Annotated in this window: 11 protein-coding genes; 6 read left to right on the top strand and 5 right to left on the bottom strand. The window is 41.3% G+C overall.

Annotation, left to right across the window (positions count from 1 at the left end; translation table 11 throughout):
• Positions 1–4: 4 nt before the first annotated feature.
• From ODOSP_RS09375 to ODOSP_RS09355, 5 genes are read right to left on the bottom strand one after another with little or no spacing between them, the layout of a single operon-like run.
• The gene (locus ODOSP_RS09375) at positions 5–2,629 is read right to left on the bottom strand and encodes a valine--tRNA ligase (RefSeq protein ID WP_013612089.1); all 2,625 of its coding nucleotides are present in this window, start codon (positions 2,627–2,629) and stop codon (positions 5–7) included.
• Positions 2,630–2,684: 55 nt separating this feature from the next.
• Positions 2,685–3,524: a zinc ribbon domain-containing protein gene (locus ODOSP_RS09370; protein WP_013612088.1), complete on the bottom strand. Its 840-nt coding sequence runs from the start codon at positions 3,522–3,524 to the stop codon at positions 2,685–2,687.
• Between the two features lie 54 nt (positions 3,525–3,578).
• Positions 3,579–4,691: a Nif3-like dinuclear metal center hexameric protein gene (locus tag ODOSP_RS09365; protein ID WP_013612087.1), complete on the bottom strand. Its 1,113-nt coding sequence runs from the start codon at positions 4,689–4,691 to the stop codon at positions 3,579–3,581.
• Between the two features lie 27 nt (positions 4,692–4,718).
• Positions 4,719–5,054: a MerR family transcriptional regulator gene (locus ODOSP_RS09360; protein ID WP_013612086.1), complete on the bottom strand. Its 336-nt coding sequence runs from the start codon at positions 5,052–5,054 to the stop codon at positions 4,719–4,721.
• 23 nt (positions 5,055–5,077) lie between these two features.
• Positions 5,078–6,049 (bottom strand): M23 family metallopeptidase, encoded by a 972-nt coding sequence (locus ODOSP_RS09355; RefSeq protein ID WP_013612085.1) that lies wholly within the window; start codon positions 6,047–6,049, stop codon positions 5,078–5,080.
• 186 nt (positions 6,050–6,235) lie between these two features.
• Between ODOSP_RS09355 and alaS the strand changes: the two genes are divergently transcribed.
• From alaS to ODOSP_RS09325, 6 genes are all read left to right on the top strand, one after another.
• Positions 6,236–8,869: an alanine--tRNA ligase gene (gene alaS / locus ODOSP_RS09350; protein ID WP_013612084.1), complete on the top strand. Its 2,634-nt coding sequence runs from the start codon at positions 6,236–6,238 to the stop codon at positions 8,867–8,869.
• A 105-nt stretch (positions 8,870–8,974) separates the two neighbouring features.
• Complete coding sequence (locus ODOSP_RS09345; RefSeq protein WP_013612083.1) at positions 8,975–10,699, top strand: tetratricopeptide repeat protein; 1,725 nt, start codon at positions 8,975–8,977, stop codon at positions 10,697–10,699.
• Positions 10,700–10,877: 178 nt separating this feature from the next.
• On the top strand, positions 10,878–12,215 hold the full coding sequence (locus tag ODOSP_RS09340) for a TlpA family protein disulfide reductase (protein WP_013612082.1): 1,338 nt from the start codon (positions 10,878–10,880) through the stop codon (positions 12,213–12,215).
• A 119-nt stretch (positions 12,216–12,334) separates the two neighbouring features.
• A complete protein-coding gene (locus ODOSP_RS09335; protein ID WP_013612081.1) occupies positions 12,335–13,018 on the top strand; it encodes a hypothetical protein in 684 nt (227 codons plus the stop codon).
• A gap of 151 nt (positions 13,019–13,169) precedes the next feature.
• Positions 13,170–14,732 carry a sensor histidine kinase gene (locus ODOSP_RS09330; RefSeq protein ID WP_041556638.1) on the top strand — a complete coding sequence of 521 codons (1,563 nt, stop codon included), beginning with the start codon at positions 13,170–13,172 and terminating at the stop codon, positions 14,730–14,732.
• Positions 14,733–14,837: 105 nt separating this feature from the next.
• The gene (locus ODOSP_RS09325; protein WP_013612079.1) at positions 14,838–15,527 is read left to right on the top strand and encodes a response regulator transcription factor; all 690 of its coding nucleotides are present in this window, start codon (positions 14,838–14,840) and stop codon (positions 15,525–15,527) included.
• The last annotated feature ends 22 nt before the right edge of the window (positions 15,528–15,549 follow it).

Raw genomic sequence — 15,549 nt, 5'->3', positions numbered from 1 at the left:
ACATTTACTGAATATCCCCTTTTAACTGTGCTTCGATTGCGGCAATTTTAACCTCTGCATCGGCTTGTTTTTTACGTTCATTGGCCACTACCTGTTCGGGAGCACCGTTGACGAATTTTTCATTACTGAGTTTTTTCATCACTGAAGTCAGAAAACCACGGGTATAGTTTAATTCTTCTTCCAGTTTGGCTTTTACTTCGGCTGTGTTTACTTCACCTTGTGCCGGAATAAAATATTCGACGGTATCGACGATAAAACTCCAGGCTCCTTTGACCGGTTCGTTAACCAATCCGATCTGACCGATATTTCCCATTTTACGGATGATACTATCGAAGGAAGCCGGATAACGTTCGTTCTTTTTTACCTTCAGCTCCAGGACATCTTTGAAAGCGATATTATTTTGTTTCCGGATATTTCTTATACCTACGATGATATTTTTTACCGCTTCAAAGCGTAACAGATAACTCTCGTCATAACTTGTCGCCTTCGGGAGTCGTGAAATCATGATACTTTCACCGTCTTGCCGTTCGCGTAAGGTTTGCCAGATCTCTTCTGTTATAAATGGCATAAACGGATGCAGTAATTGCAACAGTTGCTCGAAGACATTCAGCGTCTCCTCATACGTTTTCCGATCGATAGGCTGGCCGTACGCTGGTTTGATCATTTCCAGTAACCAGGATGAAAATTCGTCCCGGAACGTGGTGTATACCGTCATCAGTGCTTCGGAGATCCGGTATTGGTCGAATTGGGTATTCAACGTTTCGTTTACTTTTCCCAACAAGTGGTTGAACCATTCCAACGCCAAACGGGAATGGGCCGGTTGGTCGATGGAGGCTACCTCCCAGGATTTTACCAACTTGAACGCATTCCACATCTTGGTAGTGAAATTACGGCCTTGTTCGGGCAGACTTTCATCGAACAGTAAATCACCTCCTGCCGGAGCACATAATAACATCCCTACCCGTACCCCATCTGCTCCGTATTTGTCGATCAAATCCAACGGATCAGGAGAATTTCCCAGGGATTTAGACATCTTACGGCCTAATTTATCCCGTACGATACCGGTGAAATATACATTTTTGAACGGCATTTTCCCTTCGTATTCATAACCGGCCATGATCATACGAGCCACCCAGAAGAAAATGATGTCCGGGCCGGTCACCAGATCGTTCGTGGGATAGTAATAATTGATTTCCGGATTTCCGGGATGGTTGATTCCGTCGAATAAGGAAATAGGCCATAACCAGGAAGAAAACCAAGTGTCGAGGCAATCTTCATCTTGTCGTAGATCTGCAATGGTCAGATTCGAATTATGACTTTTCTCCCGGGCTAAGCGTAAAGCTTCCTCTTCGTTATAAGCGACGACATACCCGCCTTCAGGCAGATACCAGGCCGGAATCCGGTGGCCCCACCAAAGTTGACGGCTGATACACCAGTCTTTGATGTTTTCCATCCAGTGTCTGTAGGTATTTTTGAACTTAGAAGGGAAGAAACGGATATCGTCGTTCATTACCGGCGATAAAGCGATCTCTGCCAGATGTTCCATTTTCAGGAACCATTGCATAGATAGTTTCGGCTCGATGGGCACATTGGTCCGTTCCGAAAAACCGACATTATTGGTGTAAGGTTCCACTTTCTCCAATAACCCTGCTGCTTGCAGATCTTTTTCTATCTGCTCCCGTACGTCGAAACGGTCCATGCCGACATAAATTCCGGCCTGCTCGCTGATCGTACCGTTGTCATTGAAAATATCGATAGAAGGCAAATGATATTTTTCACCTAACATATAGTCGTTGACGTCATGAGCTGGAGTTACTTTTAAACAGCCTGTACCGAATTCAATATCGACATATTCGTCTTCGATAACCGGTATCGTGCGCCCGACCAAAGGAACGATCACCTTTTTTCCCCGTAAATGCTGGTTTTTAGGGTCTTTGGGATTGATACACATAGCAGTGTCTCCCATGATGGTCTCCGGACGGGTGGTCGCTACCAGGGCATAACCGTCTTCGCCTTCTATTTTATAACGGAGATAGTATAATTTACTATGCTCTTCTTTGTAAACCACTTCCTCGTCGGAAAGAGCGGTCAGTGCTTTCGGATCCCAGTTGACCATACGTACTCCCCGGTAAATCAGTCCCTTGTTGTAAAGGTCGACAAAAACTTTCAGTACACTTTCACTTCGTTCTTTATCCATGGTAAAAGCAGTACGGTCCCAGTCACAGGAAGCTCCCAGGCGTTTCAATTGCTTGAGGATGATTCCGCCGTGTGTATGCGTCCAATCCCAGGCGTGTTTTAAAAATTCATCCCGGGTCAGATCGGTTTTTTTTATTCCTTCACTTTGAAGCTTGCCTACTACTTTGGCTTCTGTGGCTATCGAAGCGTGGTCCGTGCCAGGCACCCAGCAAGCATTTTTCCCTAACAGACGGGCCCGGCGTACCAAAGCATCCTGTATTGTATTGTTCAGCATGTGCCCCATGTGTAGAACTCCGGTGACGTTAGGAGGAGGGATGACGATGCAGTAAGGTTCTCTGCTGTTATCTACTTCCGAATGGAATAGTTTATGATCCATCCAGTACTTGTACCATTTCTCTTCGCTTGCTTTCGGATTGTAATTTGTAGCAATCATGCCTGAAATTTTAGATTTAAAATGATAATAAAAAGGCTGCATTTGCAGCCTTTTCTTATTCTTCTGATTTTTTGATTCGTCTTCCTTTTTTCTTTTGAGCTTCCATCGCTGATTCGAGATCTGCTTTTTGCATGCTGCCGTCATAGTCACAGATATATTTGTCGATCAGGATTCGTCCGCAATACTCACACACGATGATTTTTTTCCGGGAGCGGATATCCAATTGCCGCTGTGGCGGAATTTTATTGAAACAACCTCCACAAGCATCCCGGTCGACGGTGACGACTGCCAGGCCGTTGCGGGCATTGTCACGGATCTTCCGGTAGGCTGTCAACAAACGCTCTTCGATATTCTGAGATAATTCCTCGGATTTTTTGATCAATGCTTCTTCATCTTTGTGGGTTTCGGCGATGATGTCGTCCAGTTCCGCTTTCTTCGCTTCTAAATCTGCTTTCTTTTCTGTATATTGTTTGTTGGAAATTTCCAGATTTACCTCTTTTTCGGCTTTCAGTTTTTGAGCTTCCCGGATTCTTTTTTGCTGTAATTCGATTTCCAGTTTCTGAAATTCGACTTCTTTGGTCAGGGCATCGTATTCCCGATTGTTACGGACATTATCCAATTGCTCTGAATATTTTTTTATCAGCTCTTCCGACTTGGTGATTTCCTGTTTTTTGTTTGTTACACTTTTGTCAGCTTCACTGATTTCATTTTTCAAATTTTCAAGACGGGTTTCCAGACCGGCGATTTCGTCTTCCAAGTCCTGAACTTCAAGAGGCAATTCCCCTCTTAATGTCTTGATTTTATCGATCTCGGTATCAATGCGTTGTAGCTCGTAAAGATGCTGCAATTTTTCTTCGACAGAAAGTTCTTGCAGTTTTTCGTTGTTTGTTGCCATATTTATAAAGTAACTCTAATTTATTTTTGAACCATCAGAGGAAGAAACACCCTATTATAAATAATGTATGGGATTTGTTTCGACCTTCGAAAACTGAATTGCAAAGTTAGATATTTTTTTTGTAACTAACTCATAAAAAATCTCTTTTGTGAACTGTTCGCTTTCATAATGCCCGATGTCTGTCAGGATCAACCGATTTTCTGCCTGGAAGAAATCGTGGTATTTGTAGTCTCCGGTGATATATATATCGGCTCCCTGAGCTATTGCGGCCGAAGTGAGGAAGGCACCGGAACCGCCGCAGACGGCTACTTTCCGGATCTGAGATTTACAGATTGCAGTGTGACGGACGACTTTACAACGGAAAGTCTTTTTTACCTGTTGCAGGAAAGGCAGACTATCGGCTGGCTCGGCGAGTTCGCCGATGATTCCGAAACCCGTTACAGGATTGGTATTATCCAGGTTAACGATGTTCCATACCGGTTCTTCATAAGGATGTACCTTCAGTAAAGTCTCTATGCTTTTGGAGAGGAGGTATTCAGGGACCGTAATTTCGGTTTTTATCTCTTCCTCCCGGTGAAGGGTCCCGATCACTCCGACATAGGGATGACTGCCTGCCTCGGCGTGAAAGGTGCCTTCTCCTTTCTGGTTGAATGAACAGTGACTGTAATTACCGATGTGGCCTCCGCCTACTCCCAATACGGCTTGTCTTACTTCTTCTGCCTTTGAAACAGGCGTGTAGAAGCACAGGCTGAATAATTTACCGCCCGGTTGCAGGATTTTCCGGTTTTGTAATCCCAGTTTGTCGGCCATTCTGCCGCTGACACCGTGTAATACGGCATCCAGATTGGTATGTGCGGAGTAGATATTGAGGTTGTGCCGAATGGCTTTGATGAGGCAACGTTTTACATAGCTGTCCGGACGCAGATTTTTTAATCCCTGTATCGTGAGCGGATGGTGGGAGATGAGCAGATCATGTCCTCCCTGTACGGCTTCGTCGATTACTTCTTCGGTAATATCCGTGCTTAACAGAACCGAATGTATTTCGGCTTCCGGATTGCCACAGATGAGTCCGGCATTATCGTAACTTTCCTGTAAACTCAAAGGAGCGAAGTCCTCTAAAATAGAGAGGATGTCTCTGACATATAGGGGCCGTTGCTGGTTTTGCATGTCTGTACTTGGGACTGTAAGTCCTGATTATTGTAATTGGTCTTTAATCTGAAGTAATTCTTCCTTGATTGCTTTCAGGCGTTTTACCACTTCGAAGTTGGTTTCGGTTTCCGCTTTGTTTTCCCGTAATTTCATCTGAGCACCTTTGAGTGTCATGCCTTTTTCTTTGACCAGATGATAGATCAGGTGAAAATTGTCGATATCTGCCTTGGTAAACTGGCGGTTGCCTTTTTTGTTTTTATGTGGTTTGATGACGTCGAATTCTTTTTCCCAAAAACGAATCAGTGAGGTATTCACTCCGAACATATCGGCGACTTCACCGATTGAGTAGTATACTTTTAATGGTTGTTTCTCCTGTTCCATAATCTGAGGTATAAAGTTGCCGCTTAATCCATGGTTTGCCCGTTATTGTTTGCTTCTGTTACGAGTTTATCATATTCATCGGCTGTTAAATCGTTGAAATAATAGTTAATCGGATCGACAGGAATGCCGTTTTTCTTTACTTCATAATGAATATGAGGCCCGGTAGACATCCCTGTATTACCCATATATCCGATGATATCGCCACGTTTGACTTTTTGGCCTGCTTTAACATTGTAAGCGCTCATATGAGCGTAAAGGGTTTGATAATTGAAGCCGTGGTCGATCAATACGCATTTTCCATAACCTTGATGAATTTCTGCATATACGACTTTTCCGTTTCCCGTTGCATAGATCGGCGTACCGACGGCTCCGGAAAAATCCATCCCGGCATGGAGTTTTACCGTTTTATAAATCGGGTGCATCCGATAGCCGTAGGAGGAAGAAAAACGGGTACTCGGATCTTTAAGTGATACGGGTAAGATGGCCGGTATCGATGCCAGCATTTCGATCTTATTTTTCGCCAATGTTTCTATTTCATCGTACGATTTACTTTGGATATAAAGCGCTTTCGATAATTCATCCAGTTTTTTGCTGGTATTGATGATCAATTCGGCATTGTCCATGTCTTTCAAGGACTCATACCGGTTTACTCCTCCCGAACCTGCCCGGCGGATAGAAGCGTCGATCGGTTCGGACTCGAATATCACCCGATAGATATTGTCATCCCGGGTTTCCAGATTTTTCAATACCTCGTCCATACGCTCCAATTCGTTGTTCAGAATATGATATTGAGCCAGTATTTCTTCTTTTTCTCTTTTCAGCGCCTTTTCTTTCGGAGAATCGACGATAGCGGAAACAATCAAAAAGATGACCAGGGCCAGGGATAAACTGGAAAAGAATTTTACGACCAGCGACCATAGTTTCTTTTTTACGGAGACATGTATTCTATCATAAGACAGTGTTTCGGGATTAAAACGATAACCTGTTTTCGCCATTTTTTATTATAAAATTGATAATTTTCGATGCAAAGTTAAAGAAATAATCTAATTTTGCAATTCTATTTTGCGTCGATACGGGAGAGACAGTCTTGGGCAGGTTCAGGACGTGGAAACACAATCCCGTTTTTTAATTGTACTTCTGAGTACAAAAAACGATAGTTACAACTTGTTCATTAAAAAGATATGAAATCAGCAGAGATCAGACAAAAGTTTCTGGATTTTTTTGAAAGTAAGGGACATACTATCGTCCCTTCGGCACCCATGGTGATTAAGGACGATCCTACGTTGATGTTTACAAACGCAGGAATGAATCAGTTCAAAGATATTATTCTTGGGAATATCAATCCCAAACACCGGCGTGTCGCGGACTCGCAGAAATGTCTCCGGGTTTCCGGAAAACACAACGACCTGGAAGAGGTAGGACACGATACATATCATCATACGATGTTCGAGATGCTGGGGAACTGGTCGTTCGGTGATTATTTCAAAGAAGATGCGATTGCTTTTGCCTGGGAATTCCTGACCGGAGTAATGGGGCTGGATAAAAACCGGTTGTACGCTACTGTCTTTGAAGGAAGCAAAGAGGACGGACTGGAAGGAGATGCAGAAGCCCGTAAAATTTGGATGAATTATTTGTCCGAGGATCGAATCCTCTTCGGCAATAAAAAAGATAATTTTTGGGAAATGGGGGATATGGGACCTTGTGGGCCTTGTTCTGAAATCCATATCGACCTCCGGCCCGAGGAGGAGAGAAAATTGAAATCCGGTCGTGAACTGGTGAATCAGGATAATCCACTGGTGATCGAAATCTGGAACCTTGTATTTATGCAATACAACCGGAAAGCGGACGGAAGTCTGGAAAATTTGCCCAATCATCACGTGGATACAGGAATGGGATTCGAACGGCTTTGTATGGCTGTGCAAGGAAAAACTTCTAATTATGATACGGATGTTTTTACTCCAATCATCGATGAAATATCCCGGCTTAGCGGTTTGAAGTATGGGGTGTCACACGATGCCGATGTGGCTATGCGGGTGATTGCAGACCATTTGCGTACTATTTCTTTCTCTATTACAGACGGGCAATTGCCTTCGAATGTGAAAGCAGGTTATGTGATCCGCCGGATCTTGCGGAGAGCGGTGAGATATGCTTATACTTACCTGGATCAGAAGGAAGCTTTCATGTACCGGTTGGTGCCTGTTTTGATAGAAGTGATGGGAAAACATTATCCGGAATTGGTCGCTCAGCAAGAATTGATTGAAAAAGTGATACGGGAAGAAGAAAATGCCTTCCTGAGGACATTGGATAAAGGTATCAAATTGCTGGATCGGATTATCGAGAAAACTAAAGCAGAAGATTTTCTGACGATTCCCGGTAATGTTGCTTTTGAATTATACGATACTTATGGATTCCCACTCGATTTGACCGAATTGATCTTGCGGGAGAAAGGGTTGGTGGTTAACCGCCGGGAATTCAAAGCTGAAATGGAAGCTCAAAAAGAGCGTTCCCGTTCAGCATCTTCTGTAGATACGGACGATTGGATCGAATTGATCGACGACGATGTTCAGGAGTTCGTAGGATATGATTATACCGAGGTGGAGGTAAAAATCACCCGTTATCGGAAAGTAGTTACCAAGAACAAGACCTTCTATCACCTGGTATTCAATATTACTCCTTTCTATGGAGAGGGAGGAGGACAGGTAGGTGATAGCGGAGTACTGATCGGAGAGAAAGAGACTATCCGGATTATCGATACTAAGAAAGAAAATGGACTGACCATTCATTTGGCGGAGAAGATGCCGGAGGATGTAACCCAGACTTTCATCGCGAAAGTGGATGAACATAAGCGGGTGCTGACCGCTAATAATCACTCGGCTACTCACCTGCTGGATTATGCTTTGCGGAAAGTGTTAGGAAAGCATGTCGAACAGAAAGGTTCTTATGTGAGTGACGAGCATTTACGGTTCGATTTTTCACATTTCCAGAAAGTGACCGATGAAGAACTGGCCGAGGTTGCTGCCATTGTAAACCGGTTGATCCGTATGAATATTCCTTTGGAAGAACATCGCAGTGTCCCTATGGCTAAGGCACAAGCTATGGGAGCTTTAGCGATTTTCGGGGAAAAATATGGCGATCTGGTCCGGGTGATCAAGTATGGGGAATCTGTCGAACTGTGTGGAGGTACACACGTTCCGGCTACCGGACAAATTGGTTTTTTCAAGATTCTGTCTGAGAGTTCGGTTTCTGCCGGTGTGCGTCGTATTGAAGCGATCACAGCCGATAAAGCGGAAGAGTACATCAATAATTCCTTTGCTATCATCCGGGAAATGGAAAAGATGTTCAAATCCAATAAAAATCTGATGGAATGCGTAAAGAATGTTTTGGAAGAGAACGAAGGATTAAAAAAGGAAACTGAAAAATTTGCTAAAGAAAGCTTACGTTTATTGAAAGAACGGTTGAAAAACGAGAAAAAGGTATACCGGGATATCAATCTGATTATTACGAATTTGTCTATCCCCGCAGCTCAAGCGAAAGATATCGCTTTTCAACTGAAAGGGGAATATGAAAAAGTGATTTTCATTGCGGGAGGTGTAAATGCCGGGAAGCCTCACCTGACCGTGATGATCAGTAATAGTATAGCAGAAGACTACGGGTTGAATGCCGGTCAGATCGTGCGTGAAGCTGCTCAGGAAATAAAAGGTGGCGGAGGCGGACAACCTTTCTTCGCAACTGCGGGAGGGGCCTATCCGGAAGGAATAGAAAAAGCCATCGAAAAAGCAGAAAAGTTAGTGATGCATAAAATTAATGTAGATTAGTTTCAATATTTTTCCAGATAAGTGAATGTTTTAATATTTTTTTATACATTTGCTTTGCTTATTGAGCAACCAATTTGAATATTAAGAATAAATTTGAAAGTGATTATGAAAAGAACATTGAAAACTGTTGCTACCGTTGCGTTAGCCGGGTTTGTTGTTGCTTCTTGTTCATCTCTGAATAAGATGAAAAGATTAGAAAAGAACATTGCTTATAAGGTAACTCCTGAAATGCTGGAAGCTAAAGGTGGCCAAGTAGACCTTAAAATCGATGCTACTATTCCTGCTAAATATTTTAACAAGAAAGTAACTTTGGTTGCTACTCCGGTTTTAAAATTCCAAAATGGTGGAGAAAAAGCTTATGAACCTAAAACTTTCCAGGGCGAAAAAGTGCAGGGAAACAACGAGGTTGTACCTTATGCTACCGAAAAGACTGTCAATTATAGTGGAACCGTTCCTTTTGAAGAAGGAATGAGAGTTTCCGGCTTGTATGTGAAATTTCAGGGATCTAAAGGTAAAAAATCTGCTGATTACGAATCCCGTAAAATTGCTGATGGTGTGATTGCTACCGCTACTATGGTGAATAATGCTCCGGCTATCGCTATCGGTGCGGATCAGTTCGAAAGAATCACCAAGGAAGAACAGGAAGCTGCTATCTATTATTTGATCAATTCTGCTCAGATCCGTACCAAAGAAATGAGTTCAAAAGAAATCAAGGCAATGGAAAAATTCATCAAAGATGCGAAAGCTGCAGAAGATATGGAATTGAAAAATATCCAGATTCAGTCTTATGCTTCTCCTGATGGTCCGATGTCTTTTAACGAGAATTTGGCTAACAACCGGGAAGGTGCTGCTGACAAGTTCGTTAAAAACAACATGAAGAAAAATAAAGTAGAAGAATACAAAGACTTGGATTTCTTCAAAAAATATGTTGTGGCTGAAGACTGGGAAGGTTTCAAAAAAGCGATGGAAGAATCTAATATCCGCGACAAAGAATTGATCTTGCGTGTACTGGCTATGTATTCAGATCCTGAAGTAAGAGAAAGAGAAATCAAAAATATTTCTTCTGCTTATTCTGTAGTGGCTGAACAAATCCTGCCGAAACTGAGACGTTCTAAATTTGTTGTAAATGCAGAACGCATCGGTAAATCGGATGAAGAAATCCGTAACCTGGCAAAATCTAATCCTTCTGCTCTGAATGTTGAAGAATTACTGTATGCAGCTACGCTGTTCGATAATAATGGAGATAAATTAGCTATCTACGAAGCTGCTATGAGACAATTCCCGAACGATTGGAGAGGTTTCAATGACGCAGGTATGATTCTGTTCGAAACGGGTAAAGTTGCTCAGGCTAAAGCTGACTTCGAAAAAGCGAATGCTCTGTCTGCAAACAATAAAACGATTAAGAACAACTTAGGTGCTGTTGAATTGATCAACGGTAACGTAAAAGAAGCTGAAGTACTGTTCGGTGCTGCTACCGGTGCTGGCAACGAAGTAAACTACAACAAAGGTATCGTGGCTATCATGAAAGGTGACTATAAAGCTGCTGTAGACTATTTCGGAAAATGCAACTGTGTCAATGCTGCTTTAGCTAATATCCTGGCAGGTAACAATAACGAAGCTGCTAAAAAACTGAATGAAGGTAAAGATGATTCTGCTTTGGCTTCTTACCTGAAAGCTGTTATCGCTGCCCGTAACAACGATAATAGTGCAGTGCTTTCTAACTTGAAAACTGCTTGTAGCAAAGATGCTTCTATGAAGAAATTAGCTGCTACTGATATGGAATTCGCTAAATTGTTTGACAATGCTGATTTCCAAGCTATTGTAAAATAAGTTGAATGCCATAGTTCAATATAAAGCTGCGGATTTTATTTCCGCAGCTTTTTTTATTTTCTTATTCAGAACAATCTTTTCTTTTAGCCTTTCTTTAACATATTTTTCCCGATTGTTGTTTTATATTTGCTAATCAGAGTAATATGGCTTATTATGGCTGATAATTGGCTGAAAAATAATGAAAGAAATAATTGTTTTAATATTGGTGCTGGTTTCTTTGTTTTCATGTTCGAAAAGTGACGTTGTACAAGTCAGTGGACGGATTGAGAACGGAGATTCTATTGTCAGTATTTTGGTAGACGACAGCATTTATACTTTGTCCTTGGATCAGCAAGGTTTTTTTTCAGGTAAGATCGATATGGTAAAAGGTGGATATGCCACGATGTTACATAATGCCCTGAATCTTTATCTGAGTCCGGGAGAGGATCTGGAAATCTATGTGAATGCAAAAAATTTCTCAGGGTCTTTGTATTTTCGGGGGAGTTTGGGTGGGATCAATAGCTACCTGAAAGAACAGGAGATTGCAGTCTTTTTCGATAAAGACTATTACGCGCTGAACGAAGAAGAGTTCGTGCAGAAGATGAGGGCACTTATCGATGAAAAGGTGAAATTGCTGGAAGCGAAAAATTTTGACGATTCTTTTACAGAATTGGAAAAACAACGAATCGGATATTCCATTGCTGTAAGAGCGTCGTTGTATCCCTCTTTCCGGAGGAATATGTATCCGGACGAAGACTATCGTCCGGGGAGTGTTTTTTCCGATTTCTTATCCTCTTTCTCGATTAATAATGAAAGGCTGATCGGAGCAAAAGATTACCGTGATTTCTTGTTGAATTATGTTTATATACAAGGAAGTCGCGGTGCTCAGGGATGGGAGAATTATTCCGACGGGATTGCCGATTATATTCTGGCTACCGTAAATAGTCCGACGATTAAGAGTTTCTTACTGACTCAGCTCGTTTATAATTATATCTGTGAAAATAACGGAATTGAGGGAGCTGATTATTTGTTGTCCGTTTTTCATCAGGAATGTACGGATCCGAATAAAATCGCTTATATCGACGGTATGGTAGAATTATGGGAAAAGATTCTACCGGGACACGATGCTCCTGATTTTGCCCTTCGGGATACCGAGGGGAAAACAGTGACTTTAGAAGCTTTCCGGGGATCCTATTTGTATATCATGGTATGGGCGACTTGGTGTGTACCTTGTAAAAGCGAATTGCCTTATTTGAATTTATTACAAAAGAAATATGCCGGTAAAAATATTCAATTTTTGACTGTCGCGGTGGGAAGAAACGCTGACGAGCAGAATACCTGGCTAAATTTTCTGCATCAGAATCCCTATGCTGGAAATCATACCTTTAGTGGGGCCGCAGATAAATTTGCAGAAGATTATATGATTATCAGTGTGCCGAGATTTATCCTGATCGGACCCGATGGGAAAATTTTAAATTCGAATGCCCCCAGACCTTCGGGACAGATTTTGCAATTATTTGAAACATTGGAGCTTTAAGGGTACACGCTTTTTAACTTTTGCAACCGAAACAAATTCTTAAGTTTTCTTGGTTCATTTGGTTTTTTTATATCTTTGTAGAAAATTGCGCTATAAAATTTACAAAGTGAGATAAGAAAATGAAAAGGATTTGTTTATTTTTAATTGCTTTTACGCTTTTATTAGCCGGATGTAATTCTAATAAGGTAAAAGTCAGAGGGAAAGTTATTGGTTTACAGGGTACTGTAAAATTGTTGGCAGAGATGCCGGGACAACAAGGATTGGTGATCTTAGCCCAGCAAGATGTTACTGACGGTAATATCGATCTCGAAACAGAGGCATTGCAAATACCAGCTAGAGTATGGGTGGATGTGGCAGGAAAAAATACATTGGAATTTATTCTCGATAGTAAAGATCAGATATGGATTCAGGGAAAAATTAAATTCCCCGATCAAATTGAAGTGAAAGGTTCGGGCCTGGATATGGAATATGCGAAGTTGAAAAAAATGTTCAAGGAGAAATATGAAGGACCGATCGAACCGATCGACAAAGCAATCAAAAAGATCATGGAAAAACCCAAAAGATCGAAAGAAGAAGAAGTATTGTTGGGAGTTCATCAGTTGCAAAGACAACGTTATATCCGCGCTCGTGCTAAATATGTCAAGAACCTGATCGAAGTTAACCCGACGATGGAATTGTCTCTTTTCTTATTACAAGACGAACTGAAAGATAGTCTCGATTTACAGAGAGAGCTGTTCAAAAAATTGGAAATTGCCAATAAGGAAAGTAATATTTATAAGACTACTGCAGAAAAATTGCAATAAAAGTAAAGCCATGTAAATGGTTTTGTTTTCCCGTTTTTATTACTTAGTTGTTTTTAGGGGTACCTGTCCGGTACCCCCTTTTTATTTTCATATCATACAGATTTTGATTATTTTGTAATAAATACTATTTTTACGGAGATATTCCTGGAGTATGATAAAGAAGACAATTATTAAAATTCTTTTGGTTGTGATGATGGCTGCATTTACGGCAGTAGTCGTTGTGCAATGGCTGTGGATAAAATATGCTATCCGGGAACGGGAAACGAAATTTACTTCGCAGGTATACGATGTATTGAACCGGGTGGTCAACCGGATCGATGAATTCAATTACCTGAGATACAAACAGGAAATGAATGAACAGATCGGGGAGATTAAAAACTACAATGACCTGATCGCTTCCCAGCAAGGGGGAACCTCCTCTGAATGGTATTCCAACAATTTGTTTAATATTCTGAATAACGATATCAATCGGTTGAAAGGTGAGCGTTCCTATTTGTTTTCGGTTGTCCCGTATGCCCGTTCCGGAATCGGGAAGAAAATAGATCAGGAATTTATCGAGCAAACGATCCGGTCGATGGAGTTACCTCAGCGGGATAGTACGGCACGGGCTGCCAGACTGGCACAGCTCAGTCAGCAGATGCAAGAATTTCTGATACGTTTGCTTCATGAAAAAGATCCTGAAAATGTATCTGCCGAACAACGTCTGGCTCATATTGATATCGATAATTTATTATTGTATGGTTTCCGGACTTATAATATTCATTTGCCTTTCACTTATGAGATTATGACTAAACAGGGACTGCTGAACAGGGTAAAAGGTGGGGCTCCTAAGAATTTTTATTATGTGGAACTGTTTCAACAGGATTTAGTCAAAAAAGGATATTATCTGGGGGTGAGCTTTGAGTCGGTGCAGCCGGTTTTACTGGAAAATATGGGGTGGCTGTTTTTAGCTTCCGGATTCTGTATTTTCGGGTTGATGTTCGTATTTATTATTACGATCGTTATCATTATGCGTCAACAGAAATTATCGGTCATCAAGAACGATTTTATCAATAATATGACGCACGAATTCAAGACCCCGATAGCGACGATATCTCTGGCTACTTCTGCTATTATGAAAGATAAGGTATTGAACGACCGGGAACAGATCCTGAAATTCAATACCATGATTAAGAGTGAAAATGACCGGATGAATAAGTACGTCGAGCGGATCTTGCAACAAGCGAAGTTGGATCGGAGAGAATTGCAAATAAATAAGACTGAGGTAGATATCAATGAAATGGTCAGAGAAGCAGCTGAACATTTTATGCTCATTGTCCAAAATGCCGGCGGAACTTTGGAGTGCAAGTTTGAAGCCGATCATTTCATCCGTTCGGTAGATGAAGTTCATATGATGAATGCTGTATGCAATCTGATCGATAATGCCATTAAATATTCGGGCGGAAAACCGGATATATTGGTATATACACAAGAAAAGACCGGAGCTTATCTGATCGGAGTGCAAGATCATGGTATCGGCATATCGAAAGAAGCCCAGAAGAAAGTATTCAAACGTTTTTACCGTGTCCCGAGTGGAAATTTACATAACGTGAAAGGATTCGGATTGGGGCTGAGTTATGTGAAGTCTATCGTAGAGTTGCACGGTGGAAGCGTGAAATTGACTTCCAGGAAAAATAAAGGAACTTTGGTAGAGATAGAATTTAAAAAAGAATAAAATAATTTAGATTTCAGATTTATGATTTACGAAAAGAGCTTTGAAAAGCCTTGCATTAAAAGTTGAAATCGTAAATTGTAAATCGTAAGTCAAAAATCAAAAAGTATGGCACAGAAAATATTGTTAGTGGAAGATGACCCCTGTTTTGGTTCGGTATTGAAATCTTATTTGGAATTATCCGATTATGAAGTTACTTTATGTGTGAATGGTAACGATGGTTTGGAGGCTTTCCGGAAAGATAAGTTCGACATCTGTTTACTGGATGTTATGATGCCTGAAATGGACGGTTTTACCTTAGGTAAAAAAATTCGTGAGATCGATGGAAATGTGCCCTTTGTTTATATCACGGCTAAAAGTATGAAAGAAGATATGAAACAAGGTTATGAGATCGGGGCGGATGATTATATTGTAAAGCCTTTTGATTCTGAAGTACTGATTTTGAAGATTAAAGCGATCCTTAGCCGTAGTAAACACGAAGAAGCCGAGCCTAAACCGAAATTTATCACTATCGGTGAATATGTGTTCAATACCGAATTGCGGACGATCACAAAAAATGAGGAACAAATCAAATTGACCCCGAAAGAGGCTCGTCTGCTGGAATTGCTGTATAATTATAAAGATGGCTTGTTACCCCGTGAGAAAGCATTGACCGAGATATGGGGGACCAATGATTATTTTACAGCCAGAAGTATGGATGTTTATGTGACTAAATTGAGGAAATATTTTAAAGATGATCAGAATATAAAGATAGAGAACGTTCACGGCTCCGGTTTCCGGTTGGTGATTGAAGAGTAAAAAAAGCTGAGGGTAAACCTCA

The sequence above is a fragment of the Odoribacter splanchnicus DSM 20712 genome, from assembly GCF_000190535.1.
In the GTDB taxonomy this organism is placed as follows: Bacteria; Bacteroidota; Bacteroidia; order Bacteroidales; family Marinifilaceae; genus Odoribacter; species Odoribacter splanchnicus.
Note: the sequence above shows the minus strand (reverse complement) of the source record. Positions and strands in the feature narration are given on the sequence as shown.